Source organism: Pantoea sp. S61 (assembly GCF_016625145.1).
Lineage (GTDB): Bacteria > Pseudomonadota > Gammaproteobacteria > Enterobacterales > Enterobacteriaceae > Pantoea > Pantoea rwandensis_B.
Map to the genome: position 1 here is coordinate 93,525 of NZ_JACVUO010000017.1, position 13,827 is coordinate 107,351.

Here is a 13,827-nt window from a genome sequence, read left to right on the forward strand (position 1 = left end):
ACTCAATTCAAGATAACCATGGCTCAAGGCACGCTTTATATTGTTTCCGCCCCCAGTGGCGCGGGTAAATCCAGTCTGATTCAGGCTTTATTGAAGACACAGCCGCTGTACGATACGCAGGTGTCTGTTTCCCATACCACTCGCGGCGTGCGTCCCGGTGAAGTTCATGGTGAACACTATTTCTTTGTCTCCAAGCCCGAATTTGAGACCATGATTGCCGCTGAAGACTTCCTCGAACATGCGGAAGTGTTTGGCAATTACTACGGTACCTCGCGCGCCGCGATTGAGCGCGTGCTGGCGACCGGTGTCGATGTATTTCTGGATATCGACTGGCAAGGTGCTCAGCAAATTCGTCAGAAAATGCCTGCCGCACGCAGCATTTTTGTGTTGCCGCCGTCGACTGAAGAGTTAGATCGTCGCCTGCGTGGCCGTGGTCAGGATAGCGAAGAGGTTATCGCCCGCCGTATGGCTCAAGCCGTGGCGGAAATGAGTCACTACGCTGAATACGATTATCTGATCGTGAATGATGATTTCGACCTGGCACTGACCGACCTGAAACACATTATTCGCGCAGAACGTCTGCGTATGAGTCGCCAAAAATCGCGACATGATGCTTTAATCAGCAAACTATTGGCAGTCTGAAGTCACTTTCAGTATTATGCCCAGTCATTTCTTCATCATCTGTGGAGTAGCACACCTATGGCACGCGTAACCGTTCAGGACGCAGTAGAGAAAATTGGTAACCGTTTTGACCTGGTGTTGGTCGCTGCACGTCGTGCACGTCAGATGCAGGTAGGCGGTAAAGATCCGCTGGTTCCGGAAGAGAACGATAAAGCCACCGTTATCGCCCTGCGCGAAATCGAAGAAGGCCTGATCACCACCCAGATTCTGGATGTGCGTGATCGTCAGGAGCAGCAAGAGCAGGAAGCCGCTGAGTTACAAGCCGTTACCGCTATCGCTGAAGGTCGTCGTTAACAGCACTTCGCAGGTCAACCTTGTATCTGTTTGAAAGCCTCAATCAACTGATTGAAAAATACTTGCCTGAGGAGCAAATCAAGCGCCTCAAGCAAGCTTATCTCGTCGCGCGTGATGCCCACGAGGGTCAGACACGCTCCAGCGGTGAACCTTACATCACCCATCCTGTTGCCGTTGCCTGCATTCTGGCCGAGATGAAACTCGACCATGAAACGCTGATGGCAGCGCTGCTGCATGACGTGATCGAAGATACACCCGCCACTTACCAGGATATGGAACAGCTGTTTGGCAAAAGCGTGGCCGAACTGGTGGAAGGCGTGTCGAAACTCGACAAGCTGAAGTTCCGCGACAAGAAAGAAGCGCAGGCTGAAAACTTTCGCAAAATGATCATGGCGATGGTGCAGGATATCCGCGTCATTCTGATCAAGCTGGCTGACCGCACGCACAATATGCGCACGCTCGGTGCGTTACGGCCGGATAAGAAACGTCGTATCGCATTGGAAACGCTGGAGATTTACAGTCCTCTGGCGCACCGCCTTGGTATTCATCACCTGAAAACAGAGTTGGAAGAACTCGGCTTTGAAGCCCTCTATCCAAATCGTTTCCGCGTGATAAAAGAGGTGGTGAAAGCGGCACGCGGTAATCGTAAAGAGATGATTCAGAAGATCCTTTCTGAAATCGATGGGCGCTTACAGGAAGCAGGCATTCCCTGCCGTGTGAGTGGTCGCGAGAAGCATCTCTATTCGATCTACCGCAAAATGCACCTGAAAGAGCAGCGATTCCACTCGATCATGGATATTTATGCCTTTCGCGTTATCGTGAAAGACCTGGATACCTGTTATCGCGTGCTCGGTCAGATGCACAGCCTGTACAAACCGCGTCCTGGACGCGTCAAAGATTACATCGCGATTCCCAAGGCCAACGGCTATCAATCACTGCATACATCAATGATTGGTCCGCACGGCGTGCCCGTTGAAGTGCAAATCCGTACCGAAGATATGGATCAGATGGCGGAGATGGGGGTAGCGGCACACTGGGCTTATAAAGAGGCCGGTGAAAGCGGCACGACCGCACAGATTCGCGCCCAGCGCTGGCTGCAAAGCCTGCTGGAGCTGCAGCAAAGCGCCGGTAGCTCGTTTGAATTTATCGAGAGCGTCAAATCCGATCTCTTCCCGGATGAGATCTACGTCTTCACGCCGGAAGGACGCATCGTCGAACTGCCTGCTGGCGCCACGCCGGTAGACTTCGCTTACGCCGTGCACACCGATATTGGCCATGCCTGTGTCGGCGCCCGCGTCGATCGCCAGCCTTATCCGCTGTCGCAATCGCTAACCAGCGGCCAAACCATTGAAATTATCACCGCGCCAGGCGCACGTCCGAATGCGGCGTGGCTTAACTTTGTGGTGAGTTCAAAAGCGCGCGCCAAGATTCGTCAGCTGCTGAAAAACCTGAAACGCGAAGACTCCGTTAACCTTGGCCGTCGCCTGTTGAGCCATGCTCTCGGCGGCAGCAAAAAACTGGCGGAAATTCCGGCGGAGAATATCCAGCACGAGCTGGAACGCATGAAGCTGGCCAGCATTGACGATCTGCTGGCAGAGATCGGCCTCGGCAACGCCATGAGCGTGGTCGTGGCGAAAAACCTGCTGCAGTCGGGTGCTGAACAGCCGCAAAGCAACAGCAAACGCAAAAAGCTGCCGATCAAAGGTGCTGATGGCGTATTGATTACCTTTGCCAAGTGCTGTCGCCCGATTCCTGGCGATCCGATTGTTGCGCACGTCAGCCCGGGCAAAGGCCTGGTGGTGCACCACGAATCCTGTCGTAACATCCGTGGCTATCAGAAAGAGCCCGAGAAGTTTATGCCGGTTGAGTGGGATAAAGTTATCGATCAGGAGTTCGTTGCGGAAATTAAGGTGGATATGTTCAACCATCAGGGCGCACTGGCGAACCTGACGGCGGCGATCAACACCGCGGGATCCAACATCCAAAGTCTTAACACGGAAGAGCGCGACGGCCGTGTTTACAGCGCCTTTATCCGCCTCACCGCGAACGATCGCGTCCATCTGGCCAACATTATGCGTAAAATCCGCGTGATGCCAGATGTGATTAAAGTTCACCGTAACCGTAATTAGTGCATGAACGCTCAACGTTTTGCTCGTATCCAGGAAATGCTGGCCATGCGCCAGCACGACCTCACCGTCTGCATGGAGCAGGTCCATAAGCCGCATAATGTCTCGGCGGTGATTCGTACTGCTGACGCGGTCGGCATCCATGAAGTGCACGCCGTCTGGCCTAGCGTGCGCATGCGCACCATGGTATCCGCTTCAGCGGGCAGCAACAGTTGGGTGAAAGTGCAGACGCATCGTCATATCGCGGAAGCCGTGCGTCACCTGAAAGATCAAGGCATGCAGGTGCTGGCCACCAATCTGTCGGCCAATGCGGTGGATTTCCGCGAGATTGATTACACCAAACCAACCTGCATTCTGATGGGGCAGGAAAAAACCGGCATCACCGCTGAAGCGCTGGCGCTCGCCGATCAGGACATCATTGTGCCCATGGTCGGCATGGTGCAGTCGCTCAACGTGTCCGTTGCCTCCGCGCTGATTCTGTATGAAGCGCAGCGTCAACGGCAGAACGCGGGCATGTACAAACGTCAGCACAGCCTGCTTGATGCCGATGAACAGCAGCGTTTGCTGTTTGAAGGCGGTTATCCTGTGCTTGCGCGCGTGGCGAAGCAAAAAGGTCTGCCTTATCCGCATATCAACGCCCAGGGCGAGGTGGAAGCCGATGCCGACTGGTGGGCCACCATGCAATCCACAGGTAAAAAATGAAAGGTCGTCTGCTGGATGCCATACCGCTCAGTACCCTGACCGGCGTCGGCGCCAGTCAGGCGGGAAAACTGGCTAAACTCAGCCTGTTCACCATTCAGGATTTGCTGCTGCATCTGCCGCTGCGCTACGAAGATCGCACCCAACTCTACAAGATTAATGACCTGCTGCCGGGCGTCTGGTCCACGGTGGAAGGTGAAGTGCTGCACAGTGAGATCACGTTTGGCCGCCGCCGCATGCTGGTGTGCCAGATCAGTGATGGCAGCGGCATGCTGACCATGCGCTTCTTCAATTTCAATGCCGGGATGAAAAACAGTCTGGCGCCAGGCCGCCGCGTCACCGCTTATGGCGAAATCAAACGTGGCCAGCGCGGTGCTGAAATTATTCATCCCGAGTATCGCGTGCAGGGCGAACAGGGCGGCGTCGAGCTACAGGAAACCCTGACACCGGTCTATCCCACCACTGAAGGCATTCGTCAGGCCACGCTGCGCAATCTCACCGATCAAGCGCTGACGTTGCTGGAAAGCTGCCCGATTGCCGAATTGCTGCCGTCAGAACTGAGCGGTGGCTTGATGAGTTTGCCGGATGCCCTGCGCACGCTGCATCGTCCGCCGCCCGATTTACGTCTGAGCGAACTGGAAACTGGTCGCCATCCCGCACAAAAGCGCTTAATCCTTGAAGAGCTGCTGGCGCACAACCTCAGCATGCTGGCGGTTCGTGCCGGTGCTCAACGTCATCATGCGTTGCCGATGCCTGCTAAGCATCATCTGGTGAATCAATTGCTGGCCGCGCTGCCCTTCTCACCCACCGGCGCGCAAAAACGCGTGGTTGAGGAGATCGAACGCGATTTAGCCAACGACTTCCCGATGATGCGTCTGGTGCAGGGTGATGTTGGATCGGGCAAAACGCTGGTCGCTGCGCTGGCGGCGCTTGATGTCATCGCGCATGGCAAACAGGTGGCGCTGATGGCGCCGACTGAACTGCTGGCCGAGCAGCATGCCAACAATTTCCGCCAGTGGTTTGCGCCGCTGGGCATTGAAGTGGGTTGGCTGGCTGGTAAGCAAAAAGGCAAAGCACGTGAAGCCCAGCAGGAAGCGATTGCCAGCGGGCAGGTAGCGATGGTGGTCGGCACGCATGCACTGTTCCAGGAACAGGTGAAATTCAATGGCATGGCGCTGGTGATCATTGATGAGCAACACCGCTTCGGCGTTCATCAACGTCTTGCGCTGTGGGAAAAAGGTGAAGAGCAGGGTTTCCATCCGCATCAGCTGATTATGACCGCCACGCCGATTCCGCGTACCCTGGCGATGACCGCCTATGCCGATCTCGATACCTCCACCATCGACGAATTACCGCCTGGCCGCACACCGGTCACCACGGTGGCCATTCCTGACAGTCGCCGCGGCGATATTATTGAGCGGGTGAAAAACGCCTGCCATGAAGGTCGCCAGGCTTACTGGGTCTGTACGCTGATTGAAGAGTCAGATGTACTGGAAGCACAAGCGGCGGAAGCCACCTGGGAAGAGTTGAAACTTGCGCTGCCTGGCTTGCAGGTTGGGCTGGTGCACGGCCGCATGAAACCGGCAGAGAAACAGGCGGTGATGGCGGCCTTCAAAGCCAACGAGATTCAGTTACTGGTCGCAACGACGGTGATTGAAGTCGGGGTAGACGTGCCCAACGCCAGCCTGATGATCATCGAAAACCCGGAACGTTTGGGCCTGGCTCAGCTGCATCAGCTGCGTGGCCGCGTGGGCCGTGGCGCAGTCGCCTCGCATTGTGTGCTGCTGTACAAAGCGCCGCTCAGCAAAACCGCGCAGAAGCGTTTGCAGGTACTGCGCGACAGCAACGATGGCTTCGTCATCGCTCAGCACGACCTGGAAATTCGCGGTCCCGGTGAATTACTGGGTACGCGCCAGACCGGTAATGCGGAGTTTAAGGTTGCAGACTTACTGCGCGATCAGGGCATGATCCCGGAAGTGCAACGCGTGGCGCGCCATATCCATCAGCACTATCCAGAACAGGCTCAGGCGTTGATTGAACGCTGGCTGCCAGAGACCGAGCGCTACAGCAACGCTTAAAAGTGGGCAAAAGACGGCGTGTTGAAGAGCCAACACGACACGATGCCCGCCCTTACTCGCTACGATCGATCGCCATAAAATCCCCGACAAATTTCTGCAACAGACGCGTCAGCTCGGTGCGCTCGCTATCCTGCCAGTTCTCAAACAGATGCTGATAAATCTGCGCCCGTGCGGCATCGATTTTATCCGTCATCGCTTTGCCAGTGGCGGTAATGACAGCTTCGTTGACGCGTTTGTCTTTGGCATTTTTCTGTCGTTGCGCTAGCCCTAGCTCTTCCAGTTTCGCCACCTGACGGCTCACCGTGGTGTAATCGCGTCCGGCGCGCTCTGCCAGTTCCACCACGCCAATCGGTCCAAAGCGGCCAATCTGGATCAGAAGCGGAAATAACGCACGATCGAGTTGAATATTGGACTCTTTTATTAGTAATTCATCACGTTGCGGGCGATTAAAAGTACCCACAATCATCAGCAGCGCATTATGCAGATCGTCGAACTCTGCATTATTATGTGTATTTTGCACACTTTTCATTGACTTTATCCCGAGGCAGAACTAATGTGTGCATATTACACATAATTTCCGATTATCTGAAGGAGAAAGCATGAAAGCAGCTATCGTTTCCACAGCGGGCGAACAGCCGGTTTACGGTGATTTTCCCGAGCCACAAGCCGATGAACAGCATGTGGTTGTCAGCGTTAAAGCGGCTGCCGTCAGTCAACTGGCGAAGGCACGCGCTTCTGGCAAACACTACAGCGCCACCACACATTATCCTTTTATCACCGGCATTGACGGTACCGGTACGCTCAGCAATGGCGATCCGGTCTATTTTCTCGCCTTTAATGCGCCCTGGGGCAGCATGGCGGAAAGAACGCAGGTTCCCGCCGCGGCCATTGTGCCATTGCCCGCTTCGCTCGATCCGGTGCTGGCTGCCGCCATCGCCAATCCGGGCATGTCCTCCTGGGCAGCGTTGACGCGCCGGGCGCAGTTGCAGCCGGGTGAAACCGTGTTGATCAATGGCGCCACCGGCACCTCAGGTGGATTAGCAGTGCGAATAGCTCGCCATCTTGGCGCAGGCAAAATCATCGCCACCGGACGCAATCGTGAAGTACTGGATCAATTGCATGCCCAAGGCGCGGACATCACCCTGACGCTGGATGAGTTGCCCGGCGCACTGCCTGCACTGATGAAAGAAGGCATCGATATCGTGCTGGATTACCTGTGGGGCCAGAGTGCACTTGATATCATGCAGGCGGCTGTCGCGGGGGGAGAGAAAGCGGTGCGCTTCGTGCAAATCGGCTCGCTGAGTGGCCAGGAGATCACCCTGCACAGCAAGCTGTTGCGCTCATCCGGTCTGACATTAATGGGCAGCGGGCTGGGTAGCGTATCCGATGCGGAGCTGATTGCCTGTATCAGCGAAATGTTGAATGCCGCGGCAGAGAGTGATTTTTCGGTCGCTTTCCAGATGCGTCCGTTGAGTGAAGTGGCTCAGGCCTGGCAGGAAGATGATAGCCGTAGTCGTACCGTGTTTACGCTTTAAATCAATGCAAGTGAAAAGGGGCATTGCAAACGATTGCTTTCACACCGCAACCGTTTAAAATCGCCCCTTTGTTGTCATTGAGAACGCGCACCATGTCCGTTAATACTGCTGAATCTCATCAGTCAGCCCGTCCACAGAGTGAACTGATTTACCGCCTCGAAGACCGTCCACCGCTACCGCAAACCCTCTTTGCGGCCTGTCAGCATCTGCTGGCGATGTTTGTCGCGGTCATCACTCCTGCGCTATTGATTTGCCAGGCGCTGGGTTTACCGGCTCAGGATACGCAACACATTATCAGCATGTCGCTGTTTGCATCGGGTGTGGCTTCAATCCTGCAAATCAAAACCTGGGGACCAGTCGGTTCTGGTTTACTGTCGATTCAAGGCACCAGCTTTAACTTTGTGACACCGCTGATTATGGGCGGCATGGCGCTGAAAAATGGCGGTGCCGATGTCCCGACCATGATGGCCGCGCTGTTCGGTACGTTGATGGTGGCCTCCTGTACCGAAATGGTGCTGTCACGCGTCCTGCATCTGGCTCGTCGTATTATTACACCGCTGGTTTCCGGCATTGTGGTGATGATTATTGGCCTGTCACTGATTCAGGTTGGCCTGACCTCGATTGGCGGCGGCTTCGCGGCAATGAGCGATCACTCTTTCGGCGCGCCAAAAAATCTGCTGCTGGCTGGCGCGGTATTAGTGGTGATTATCCTGCTTAACCGTCAGCGCAATCCCTACCTGCGTGTGGCCTCACTGGTGATCGCCATGGCTGTCGGTTACGGATTGGCATGGGCGCTGGATATGTTACCTGCCACCAGCGCGCCCGCCGATCAACCACTGGTGGCGGTGCCAACACCGCTATATTACGGCCTCGGTTTTGACTGGAACCTGTTGATCCCGCTGATGCTGGTGTTTATGGTGACCTCACTGGAAACCATTGGCGATATTACTGCCACCTCGGATGTGTCAGAACAACCGGTGAGTGGTCCGCTGTATATGAAGCGCTTGAAAGGCGGCGTGCTGGCTAACGGCCTCAACTCATTTGTATCCGCATTGTTCAATACGTTTCCGAACTCCTGCTTCGGGCAGAACAACGGCGTGATTCAGCTGACCGGCGTTGCCAGCCGTTATGTGGGTTTTGTCGTGGCGCTGATGCTGATTGTGCTCGGCCTGTTCCCGGCGGTGAGTGGTTTTGTGCAGCACATTCCTGAGCCAGTGCTGGGTGGAGCCACCATCGTGATGTTTGGCACGATTGCGGCATCGGGTGTACGCATCGTTTCGCGCGAGCCGCTGAACCGCCGCGCCATTATGATCATCGCACTGTCGCTGGCCGTTGGCCTGGGTGTTTCACAGCAACCGCTGATTCTGCAATTCGCCCCGGACTGGCTGAAAACCCTGCTCTCCTCAGGCATTGCTGCCGGTGGTATCACCGCAATCGTGCTTAACCTCGTCTTTCCACAGGAAAAGTAATCCTTAAGGCAGGCTGCGGCCTGCCTGTTATTTATCCGCTTTTACATCCAGGCTGTTGAGCTGTAACGGTAATTCAGGCATAACAACCTCTTACCGGATAAATATCGGGATGGATGGATGCGATGAAATTTTTAGGCAAGTTTTTCCTTACCTTACTGCTGCTGATTCTGCTGGGGCTGGTTGTCCTGTATGTCTTGCTGCAGACACAGTGGGGCGCAGGTTGGTTTAGCCGTTGGGTAAGTGACAAGACCGCCTGGCATCTCTCCCTCAGCAAGATTGAGCATAACTTCTCTTCTCCCTCGCACATCATGCTGGATGATTTCAGCTTTGGGCACGATGGTCAGCCAGCGGTGTTGGTGGCCAAGCGCGTCGACCTCGGACTGGCACTGGTGCAATTCAGTGACTGGCTGCATTTTGATAGCATCGACGTGCGTGATGGCGAGATTAACCTCGCGAATCAGACGCCCGATACCACGCTGCCTATCCAGGCCAATCGCCTGCAACTGAATAACGTGCGCATTGATAGCCCGCACAGCATGCTGCCGATGATCGCTGAACGGGTTAATGGCGGAATTATCCCGTGGAAACCGACCCCGACGGATATGCTGGGCAGCGATGCACAGTTCCAGATGAGTGCGGGCAAGCTGACGCTGAATGGTGTTCCGGGCAACAATGTGCTGCTGCAGGGAAGTGTGAAGCAGCACCGCATGATATTCAGCAATATTGGGGCCGATCTCGCGCGTGGTTCGATGACCGGCAACGCCGAGCGCGACACGCAGGGTAACTGGAAGATTGATCAGCTACGTCTTAATGATATCCGCCTGCAGACCCATCAAAATCTGAGTGATTTCCTCAATCCGCTGCGCGACGTGCCGTCAGTGAGCATCAATCGCCTGGATATGACCGATGCGCGACTGCAAGGGCCGGATTGGGCTGTCACCGACCTCGATTTAACCCTGAAGAACATCACGCTGCGTGGAGATGACTGGCAAAGCGATGATGGCTCACTGTCGATGAATGCCGGTAACTTCATTAATGGTGGCTTTGAGCTTAACGATCCGATTGTGAATGCCAACTTCTCGGCGCAGGGCATTGAGTTGGCCCAGTTCAGTTCACGTTGGGCCAATGGCGTGATCCGTGCCAGCGGCAACTGGACGCGCAGCGATAAACGCCTGACGCTGAATGATTTAGCTATTGCCGGGCTGGAATATACCTTACCGCAGAACTGGCGCGATCGCTGGCAGCAAGCATTGCCATCATGGCTGGATAGCGTGCTGGTGACACACGCTACGGCCAATCGAAATCTGGTGATCGACATCAACCCTGCTTTCCCATTCCAGATGACCGCGCTGGATGGTAACGCCGATAACCTGCTACTGGCACGCCAGCATCAGTGGGGAATCTGGGGCGGTAAAGCGAGCTTTAACGCGGCGGAAGCAACGTTTAATCGCACCGATCTGCGCCATCCTTCCATTGCCTTTAATGCTAACGATCAGCAAATTCAGGTGACAGAAATGAGCGCCTTTAACGGCAATGGTTTGCTGGAGGGCACCGCGAGCGTTGGGCAGGATGCACAGCGCCCATTGACACTGAATCTCAAAGGTCAGGCGGTGCCAGCCAATGTGTTGCAAAACTGGGGCTGGCCTGCATTGCCTCTTAGCGGCAACAGTAATCTTTTGCTGCAGGTGAAAGGTTCATTGAGTGCTGCCGCGCCATTGCGCCAAAGCGTTGAGGGGAATGTGTCAGTGACCACCGATACGCAATCGGTGCAGCAGACGATGCATGCGGGTCAGGTTCAATAGGTTTTCAGAAAAGGCAGCGGTGCGAGGAATGCCGCGTATCAGTAGCGACACCCTGTCGCTCACCGATGCGCCATTCTTCACGCTGCTACCGATTGAGGTTGAAGATGGCTACAACGTAATCTGCACGCATTAATTAATGCGTGCACCCGAGCCACCCTCTTCTAATGCACCATCTGCATCGGCTGGCAGTACGATATAAACCCCTTCAAACACCGCACCCAGCTCATCATCACCAAACAGTTCCACTTCCATCTGCACGCGCGCTTTACGACCACGCGCCAGACGGTCAAGGTCGCCACTCAGTGATCCCAGGTCGGCAATCGCACCCGGACGTCCACTAATGGGCTTACTGTAACGAATATGAGCATCGGCAAGGATGATAGTGCCGCCGAGATGCCGCTCGCGCAGTAATAGCCAAATCAGCCCCCAGCCTGTGAGCGTAGCCAGTGAGAACAAGCTGCCAGCGAATAACGTGTGGTGCGGGTTCTGGTTGCCGGTTTCTGGCATGGTAGTAACGAACTTCTGCCCGGTATATTGCAGAATGCGCACGCCCATTTTCTCACTGAGCGGAATATGCTCGTACCAGGCCTGCTGCAACTGACCACACCAGTCAGCGCGGTGCAGGATATCATCCAGTGTCACCACCGGTTTGATCATCAGGAAATGGCGCACCGGCGTGGTTTGTGGCGCGGTGATTTCACCCTGATTGACATAGCCCAGCTTGGCGAAGAACTCCACGGCGTCTTCACGCGCGCTACAGGTCACACGCTTCGCCCCTTCCTGACGCGCAACGGATTCCAGCGTCATCGCCACCAGCGTCCCTAATCCTTTGCCCTGCACTGAAGGGTGTACGGCCAGGAAGCGGATGGCCGCTTCGTTTTCCGCATTGATATAGAGACGGCCAACCGCAACAGGATCGCCCTGCTCATCGACCACCATCTGATGATGCGCCAGCGCATCCCAGGCATCACGCTCAGAGCCCTGCGGCTGACGCAGCGGCTTACGTAACATTTCCCAGCGGAACTGATAATAAGTATCCAGTTCTTCCGCCGTTTGCGGCACACGAAGATGATACATAAAGTGATTCTCTCGTTCGGAGCTTGCGTGGCTGATCCCTGGCCGCTCGGCTGAAAACCTCACACCTGCAACCAGAAGGTCACTGGACCATCATTCACCAGTGAAACCTGCATGTTGGCAGCAAAACGACCGTTCGCCGTGGTCACACCCTGTGCCCGGCAACACTCGCTGAAATGGTAATAGAGACGTTCGGCTTCCGCCGGTTCGGCACCACCTGAGAATGAGGGACGCATGCCTTTGTTGGTGTCGGCGGCAAGAGTGAATTGCGAAACCACCAGCACGCTGCCACCGGCCTGCTGTACGTTCAGGTTCATTTTGTCGTTCTCATCACCGAAGATGCGATAACCCAGCACACGTTCAGACAACCGCTGGGCCTTTTGTTCGTCATCGCCCTTCTCCACCCCTAACAACACCAGCAAACCGGCGCCAATCTCACCCACCGTCGCGTCATCCACCACGACGCTGGCGCGACTGACGCGCTGAATCAAAGCAATCATGTTTCCTCTCGTTCTTTTTCGCGTTCCTGCTGTTTTAGCTGGCGATAGTCATCAAGGGTGACGGTGATTTCCGCGCCTAACAACACAATACACCAGGTCCAGTAAACCCATAAAAACAGAATCGGGATGACTGCCAGTACGCCGTAAATTAATTGATACGAAGGGAACATCGTAACATAGAGCGCAAACCCTTTTTTGCCCAGCTCAAACAGCAGCCCGGCGACAATCGCACCGACCAGTGCATCACGCGTTGGCACACGGCGCGTCGGGACGATGCTGTAGAGCAACCAGAACGCGAGGATAGCGAGCACCAGAGGGAAGATTCGTAATACCTGATCGATAAGGCTGGTCACGCCAGTGACATTGACCCAGCGCAGCGATAACAAGTAAGAGCTGATGGCCAGACTGGCACCGGCCAGTATCGGGCCCAGCGTCAGGATCATCCAGTAGACAGCAAAGGAGTAAACCATTGGCCGTGGTTTAGTACTGCGCCAAATCGCATTGAGTGCGCTGTCCACCGAGTGCATTAGCAACAGCGCGGTCACGATCAATCCGACAATCCCCACCGCTGTCATTTTATTGACGTTGGCCACAAACTGATCGAGGTAGCGCTGGATAACGTCACCGGCTGCCGGCATAAAATTGCTGAAGATGAAGTGTTTAAGCTGGACGCTGATCTCCGAAAACATCGGGAAAGCGGCAAAAAGCGCAAACACCACGGCGATCAGCGGCACCAAAGCCAGCAATGAGACGTAGGCCAGATTCCCGGCCTGCGTCGTCATGTTGTCTTCATCAACACGGCGCCACAGCAGTTTGACCCACAGGAAAAACGCGTGCGCCGAATGGCGCAAATGGTTACGTGTTACCACTCAGCGACGGCTCGCGAACCAGTCCGGCACAGTTTTCGCGTCTTCCACCAGCACGCTCTCAATCCCCAGAGCGCGGGCCGCATCAATGTTGGCGCGATTATCATCAAAGAACACCGCCTGATCGGCGGTATAGCCTTCGTGCTCAAGCACATATTGATAGATACGCGCCTCTGGCTTGCGCATGCCTATGTCTTGCGACATATAGACGTGATCGGCTGCCTGTTGCACTTCCGGATATTGCGTTGGCCAGAACTCAAAGTGCAACTGATTGGTGTTGGACAGGATCACCACACGCTCGCCATTAGCGCGCAGTGTGTTCATGATCGCCAGTGTTTCCGGACGCACACCGACAAACACCGCCTGCCAGCCCGCGGTGAATTGCGGATAGCTCAAGGCGATATCCAGTTGATCACAGATACGTGCCGCAAACTCGGGATCGCTGATCTCACCACGTTCGTGTTTCTCGAATGCTTCATCCATCTGGAAGCGACTTTGTAATGTCGCCAGCGGCACACGTCCCAGGTCACTCCAGACGCCGAGCACGCGATTAAAATCGATATCAACAATCACATTGCCTAAATCAAAGATGTACAGCATGACGCCTCTCCTTCTATTCCCTGGATCATTCACTCTAGCGGCAAAAAGCATTACTGAACAGGTACGATGAGGAGGAAATAAGCGTTCTGGAATCGGGGACAAC

Annotated in this window: 13 protein-coding genes; 8 read left to right on the top strand and 5 right to left on the bottom strand. The window is 55.2% G+C overall.

Annotated elements, in window-relative coordinates:
- Positions 1 to 18 precede the first annotated feature (18 nt).
- The 5 genes from gmk to recG are packed head-to-tail and all read left to right on the top strand — an operon-like array spanning position 19 to position 5,878.
- Positions 19 to 642 (top strand): guanylate kinase, encoded by a 624-nt coding sequence (gmk, locus tag IAE30_RS24070; RefSeq protein ID WP_034823854.1) that lies wholly within the window; start codon positions 19 to 21, stop codon positions 640 to 642.
- Positions 643 to 699: 57 nt separating this feature from the next.
- Positions 700 to 975, top strand: coding sequence for a DNA-directed RNA polymerase subunit omega (gene rpoZ / locus IAE30_RS24075; protein ID WP_034823855.1), 276 nt, complete (start codon positions 700 to 702; stop codon positions 973 to 975).
- A 20-nt stretch (positions 976 to 995) separates the two neighbouring features.
- Positions 996 to 3,104, top strand: a complete 2,109-nt coding sequence (gene spoT, locus IAE30_RS24080; RefSeq protein WP_038644020.1) for a bifunctional GTP diphosphokinase/guanosine-3',5'-bis pyrophosphate 3'-pyrophosphohydrolase — start codon at positions 996 to 998, stop codon at positions 3,102 to 3,104.
- A gap of 3 nt (positions 3,105 to 3,107) precedes the next feature.
- Positions 3,108 to 3,803: a tRNA (guanosine(18)-2'-O)-methyltransferase TrmH gene (gene trmH / locus IAE30_RS24085; RefSeq protein WP_034823857.1), complete on the top strand. Its 696-nt coding sequence runs from the start codon at positions 3,108 to 3,110 to the stop codon at positions 3,801 to 3,803.
- Positions 3,800 to 5,878: an ATP-dependent DNA helicase RecG gene (recG, locus tag IAE30_RS24090; RefSeq protein WP_200681123.1), complete on the top strand. Its 2,079-nt coding sequence runs from the start codon at positions 3,800 to 3,802 to the stop codon at positions 5,876 to 5,878. Before trmH ends, recG begins: the two co-directional genes overlap by 4 nt.
- A gap of 52 nt (positions 5,879 to 5,930) precedes the next feature.
- On the opposite strand, the gene IAE30_RS24095 is transcribed toward recG, so the two are convergent.
- On the bottom strand, positions 5,931 to 6,407 hold the full coding sequence (locus tag IAE30_RS24095) for a MarR family winged helix-turn-helix transcriptional regulator (protein ID WP_045815732.1): 477 nt from the start codon (positions 6,405 to 6,407) through the stop codon (positions 5,931 to 5,933).
- 70 nt (positions 6,408 to 6,477) lie between these two features.
- Here IAE30_RS24095 and IAE30_RS24100 point away from each other — a divergent pair, with 70 nt between their 5' ends.
- The 3 genes from IAE30_RS24100 (at position 6,478) to IAE30_RS24110 (ending at position 10,684) form a co-directional block, all read left to right on the top strand.
- The gene (locus IAE30_RS24100) at positions 6,478 to 7,413 is read left to right on the top strand and encodes a zinc-binding alcohol dehydrogenase family protein (RefSeq protein ID WP_200681124.1); all 936 of its coding nucleotides are present in this window, start codon (positions 6,478 to 6,480) and stop codon (positions 7,411 to 7,413) included.
- A 92-nt stretch (positions 7,414 to 7,505) separates the two neighbouring features.
- Positions 7,506 to 8,882, top strand: coding sequence for an NCS2 family protein (locus IAE30_RS24105; RefSeq protein ID WP_200681125.1), 1,377 nt, complete (start codon positions 7,506 to 7,508; stop codon positions 8,880 to 8,882).
- Positions 8,883 to 9,004: 122 nt separating this feature from the next.
- Positions 9,005 to 10,684 (top strand): AsmA family protein, encoded by a 1,680-nt coding sequence (locus IAE30_RS24110; RefSeq protein WP_038649774.1) that lies wholly within the window; start codon positions 9,005 to 9,007, stop codon positions 10,682 to 10,684.
- 129 nt (positions 10,685 to 10,813) lie between these two features.
- Here IAE30_RS24110 and fabY read toward each other — a convergent pair whose 3' ends face one another.
- Genes fabY through yihX form a run of 4 tightly spaced genes read right to left on the bottom strand, consistent with a single transcriptional unit; the run spans position 10,814 to position 13,724 of the window.
- Entirely contained in the window at positions 10,814 to 11,761 is a 948-nt protein-coding gene (fabY, locus tag IAE30_RS24115) for a fatty acid biosynthesis protein FabY (RefSeq protein ID WP_038644013.1), read from the bottom strand.
- A 59-nt stretch (positions 11,762 to 11,820) separates the two neighbouring features.
- A complete protein-coding gene (gene dtd, locus IAE30_RS24120) occupies positions 11,821 to 12,258 on the bottom strand; it encodes a D-aminoacyl-tRNA deacylase (RefSeq protein ID WP_038644012.1) in 438 nt (145 codons plus the stop codon).
- Entirely contained in the window at positions 12,255 to 13,127 is an 873-nt protein-coding gene (locus tag IAE30_RS24125; RefSeq protein ID WP_045815735.1) for a virulence factor BrkB family protein, read from the bottom strand. The genes dtd and IAE30_RS24125 overlap by 4 nt, the downstream gene beginning before the upstream one ends.
- On the bottom strand, positions 13,128 to 13,724 hold the full coding sequence (yihX, locus tag IAE30_RS24130; protein WP_038644008.1) for a glucose-1-phosphatase: 597 nt from the start codon (positions 13,722 to 13,724) through the stop codon (positions 13,128 to 13,130).
- Positions 13,725 to 13,827 lie beyond the last annotated feature (103 nt).